At 58.0% G+C, this 4,768-nt stretch carries 5 protein-coding genes; 4 read left to right on the top strand and 1 reads right to left on the bottom strand.

All coding sequences use genetic code 11. The features are described 5' to 3' along the window. From AAAB35_RS21395 to AAAB35_RS21410, 4 genes are all read left to right on the top strand, one after another. The coding region (locus AAAB35_RS21395) for a tRNA-dihydrouridine synthase (RefSeq protein ID WP_340670290.1) at positions 1-674 on the top strand (674 nt) is incomplete at its 5' end. Then, complete coding sequence (locus AAAB35_RS21400; protein ID WP_340670291.1) at positions 674-1,828, top strand: nitrogen regulation protein NR(II); 1,155 nt, start codon at positions 674-676, stop codon at positions 1,826-1,828. The genes AAAB35_RS21395 and AAAB35_RS21400, both read left to right, overlap by 1 nt. A 2-nt stretch (positions 1,829-1,830) precedes the next feature. Then, entirely contained in the window at positions 1,831-3,291 is a 1,461-nt protein-coding gene (ntrC, locus tag AAAB35_RS21405; protein WP_340670292.1) for a nitrogen regulation protein NR(I), read from the top strand. Between the two features lie 139 nt (positions 3,292-3,430). Next, positions 3,431-3,904, top strand: a complete 474-nt coding sequence (locus AAAB35_RS21410) for a YfbU family protein (RefSeq protein ID WP_340670293.1) — start codon at positions 3,431-3,433, stop codon at positions 3,902-3,904. Positions 3,905-3,925: 21 nt separating this feature from the next. On the opposite strand, the gene AAAB35_RS21415 is transcribed toward AAAB35_RS21410, so the two are convergent. Beyond that, positions 3,926-4,435 (bottom strand): DUF1993 domain-containing protein, encoded by a 510-nt coding sequence (locus AAAB35_RS21415; protein ID WP_340670294.1) that lies wholly within the window; start codon positions 4,433-4,435, stop codon positions 3,926-3,928. Between the last annotated feature and the right edge of the window lie 333 nt (positions 4,436-4,768).

Raw genomic sequence — 4,768 nt, forward strand, 5'->3', positions numbered from 1 at the left:
GCCCTGCCAAGAAGGTAACTGGCGGCCTTTCCGGCTCGGCGCTGATGCGCGATCTCGATCATGCCCTGACTTTGATCGACGCAACGATCGGCGCCGTTAAGGTGCCTGTTACGCTGAAGATGCGGCTCGGCTGGGACGAAACGACGATCAATGCGCCAGAACTGGCCGCGCGCGCCGAACAGGCGGGCGTCCAATTGGTCACCGTTCACGGGCGCACGCGATGCCAGTTTTATGAGGGAAGGGCGGATTGGCATGCCATTCGTGCGATCAAGGAAGCCGTATCGATACCGCTGGTGGCAAATGGCGATGTCCTCTGTCGCGACGATGCGTTGTCGATCCTCGCGGCATCGGGAGCGGACGCCGTGATGGTGGGGCGTGGCTCCTACGGGCAACCGTGGCTGGCGGGCAGCATTGTTCAGGGTCCGGGCGCCGCGAGCGACATCATCGCCGACTACGCTGTCGCCCACTACGAAGCCATGCTCGCCCATTATGGCGAGCAGACTGGCATCCGCCATGCGCGCAAGCATCTCGGCTGGTATCTCGATCGGCATGGAGTCGACGTTACTGCGGCCGAACGTGGTTCGATCATGACTGAAAACAATCCTGGTCAGGTCGCGCACCGCTTGCACGCCACGCTTTCGCGCGGTTCCGAAGACATGAAGAAGGTAGCATAATGACCTCAGCAGATAAGGCTGTGCTCGAAGACCGGTTGGCAGGCATTGTTCTCAATTCGATCCGTCATCCGGTGATCATGCTCGATGAGGCCGGGTACATTTCCTATGCCAATGCCGATGCGGAAGCGTTCTTCCGCTCGAGTGCCAGCATCCTCAGCCGCAATACGCTGGACATGCTGCTACCGTTCGGCAGCCCGCTCCTCGCACTGGTGAAGCAGGTGCGCGAGAACCCGTCGCCGGTCAACGAATACCGTGTCGACGTGTCTTCACCCCGTCTCGGTCAGGACCGTATCGTCGATCTTTACGTAACGCCGGTAAATGAATCGCCCGGTTCGATCGTTATCTTGTTCAAAGAACGCTCGATGGCCGAAAAGCTCGATAGACAGATGACGCATCGCGGTGCGGCGCGTTCGGTGACCGGGCTTGCATCGATGCTGGCGCATGAGATCAAGAATCCCCTTTCTGGCATTCGTGGAGCGGCACAACTCCTTGAAACGGGGCTCAACGACGACGATCGCGCCCTTACACGGCTCATAACGGATGAAACCGACCGGATCGTCTCACTTGTTGACCGGATGGAGGTGTTTTCCGATGAGCGACCGATCGAACGGGAGGCGGTGAACATCCACGTTGTGCTCGATCACGTGAAGGCGATTGCCAAGAACGGTTTCGCCAGCAATATCAAATTTCACGAGGACTACGATCCTTCGCTACCTTACGTCTTCGCCAATCGCGACCAGTTGGTTCAGGTCTTCCTCAACCTCGTCAAGAATGCCGCCGAGTCGATCGGGCCGAATGAGCCGGGCGAGATCACGCTCTCGACCGCGTTCCGTCCCGGCATTCGCCTTTCAGTTCCGGGCATGCGCAACCGTGTTTCCCTGCCGCTGGAATTTACCGTGCAGGACACGGGTCCTGGCGTTTCAAGCGATATCATGCCGCATCTTTTCGACCCCTTCGTCACCACGAAGCCGAACGGCTCCGGGTTGGGGCTTGCGCTCGTCGCCAAAATCGTCGGGGACCACGGCGGCGTCATCGAATGCGATTCGATACCGCGCAAGACGACATTCCGAATTCTCATGCCCGCATGGGAAAGCGGCTCACACGACGGTGACCATGCGGACGAAAATCCATATTCCAAGAAAGCAGGATCCTGATCATGAGTTTGGGCAGCATTCTCGTTGCAGATGACGACGCGGCGATCAGGACGGTCCTTAATCAGGCCCTTTCAAGGGCGGGGTACGATGTACGCATCACGTCCAACGCAGCGACCCTGTGGCGCTGGATTTCGGCAGGCGACGGCGAACTCGTCATTACTGACGTGGTAATGCCGGACGAAAACGCATTCGACCTTCTGCCGCGCATCAAGAAATCGCGTCCGGATCTGCCGGTGATCGTCATGAGCGCGCAAAATACGTTCATGACCGCGATCCGCGCGTCGGAGGCGGGAGCCTACGAGTATCTTCCAAAGCCCTTTGATCTCACGGAACTTGTCAGCATCGTCGGCCGCGCGCTGGCAGAGCCAAAGAAGAAGCCGGAAAAGTGGCATGGCGAAGACCAGCCCGATACGATGCCGCTTGTTGGTCGTTCGCCGGCGATGCAGGATATCTATCGGGTCCTCGCCCGCATGATGCAGACCGACCTGACTGTGATGATCTCCGGCGAGTCGGGCACCGGCAAAGAACTCGTCGCGCGAGCGCTGCATGAGTATGGACGTCGCCGCAAGGGCCCGTTCGTGGCGATCAACATGGCCGCGATTCCGCGCGACCTCATCGAATCCGAACTTTTCGGGCACGAGCGTGGAGCATTTACCGGTGCGCAGAACCGATCGAGCGGGCGCTTCGAGCAGGCCGATGGCGGAACGCTGTTTCTGGATGAAATCGGCGACATGCCGATGGAGGCCCAGACACGGTTGCTGCGCGTCTTGCAGCAGGGCGAATACATGACGGTGGGTGGTCGCACGCCGATCAAGACAGACGTGCGGATCGTCGCGGCAACCAACAAGGATTTGCGCACGCTCATCAACCAGGGACTATTCCGCGAAGATCTTTACTATCGCCTCAACGTCGTGCCGTTGCGGTTGCCGCCACTACGCGAGCGTGGCGAGGATATTCCCGATCTCGTCCGCCACTTCTTCAAGCTCGCGGCGAAGGATGGGCTGCCGGAAAAGCGTATCACCGCTGATGGTCTCGATCTGATGCGGCGTTACCCCTGGGCTGGGAATGTGCGCGAGCTCGAGAACCTCGTCCGCCGCCTCGCTGCCCTCTATCCGCAAGAGGAAATTAACGCCGACGTCATCGAATCCGAGCTCAAAGCCGATCTTCGGCCTGCGGAATCGCCGACAGGCATGATCGCGAACGAGGAACTTACGATCGGCCAGGCGGTCGAACTGAACATGCAACGCTATTTCATGTCCTATGGCGACAAGCTTCCGCCGGCCGGACTCTACCAGCGCGTGCTGGAGGAGATGGAATACCCGCTGATCCTGTCATGTCTGACGGCGACGCACGGAAACCAGATCAAGGCGGCGGAATTGCTCGGCCTCAACCGCAATACGCTGCGCAAGAAGATTCGCGAGCTTGGCGTCAATATCTACAAGAGCGGCAAGGGCGACCGGTAGCCTTTTGGAAAAGTGCGGTCGCTAAAATTGTAAAGAGTGGAATAGACGCTTTTTAACAGGACTGTGCGCTAATAACCGACATTCCCGTGAATTTATTGCTGTCGACGAATGGACGGCAAGCGGATTATGGAGGCGTATCGTGTTCAGCTTTGCGGAACGTTTGATTCTATTCAACCAGTACGAGATCCTGAAGAAGCTCGATCCGGCCAAGTCGAACCTCTATGGTCGGCACCAGGAGGTCGTCGAACGTGGCTTCGAGGATCTTTACCAGGAGCTTGGAATAACCGAGGCAACAGTCAGTGCCGCGGCGGCGCAAGAGATGAACGACATACTCGGACTGTTCCGGGCGATCCGTGCGTCCAGTGTCAAAGCGGGTAAGACCAATCCCGACACGAGCAAGTTTGTCGGCTTCGGGCCAACCCAGCCGCACGAGCAATTCGCCTATGCCGACTTTCTCACCAAAATCCTCAATTTTCCGCAGGAAGTATCGAGAAGTGCCGACAATCAGCCGGACGTCCAACTCGAGAAATATCGGAAGATGCTGAGGCGGTGGGATGAGATCGGCAGAAAGCGCGAGCTAACCACCGATCAGATCGACCATCTTGTGGCCTGATGCGGACACGAGTGCCAAGCGTCAGGCGAGCGGCCCTATATAATTGAGCTTCCCCACCTGAATGCCGTTGTGGCGCAAGATGTTGTAGGCCGTCGTCACATGGAAGTAGAAGTTCGGCAGGGCGAATCTCTGCACATATTCCTCGCCATTTAACGTTACCTTGAGCTGACCGGCACTGAGGACCACTTCCTTGGCCTCCGCACCATTGAGCGCAGCGGCATCGACGCTTTCCAGGAACGCCACGGTCTTGGCGATCCGCTCACGCAATTCCGCGAGGCTGGTCTCTTCATCGGGAAACTTTGGAATCTCAAGCGTCGTGAGCCGGCCGATCATCGCCTTGGCCGTATCGCTCGCTCGCTGGATCTGTCCAGCCAAGGGCAGCATGTCCGGGGCCAGCCGTGCGTTGACGAGGACCGCAGGATTGATTTTCTTCTCCTCCGCAAATGCCTCGGCTTTATCGATCAGACTAGTGAGAACGGCAAAACCGCGGATATAGGCAGGAACTGAAATCGTATACATGGTGAGTGCCATGGGCAGGCTCCTTGAAGCAATGGCGGAGTTTCGACGGCATTGCGTGCCGCCCACCGCAGATACGCCGATGTATGCCAATTTCAAGAGCGGTGCTGCAATGTTATTGCTCAGGCTGCTTTAGAACGTCCGAAGAAAATTGTCGTAGCGAGCTATTTCACTGCTGATCGCATGAACGATGCGATTGCGTCCCTGGTTCTTGGCCGCATAGCAGGCTGTTGAAAAAGTCGCTCGCCGACACGCTGTGATCATGATTCACTGGCTCCGAAGAGATTCGGAGGCGCGGGTGCGCGGAAGCGATAATCGAACTGGCGAGCTGTTTAGCTACGTGGACCT

It is taken from the genome of Phyllobacterium sp. (assembly GCF_037994425.1).
Taxonomy (GTDB): Bacteria; Pseudomonadota; Alphaproteobacteria; order Rhizobiales; family Rhizobiaceae; genus Phyllobacterium.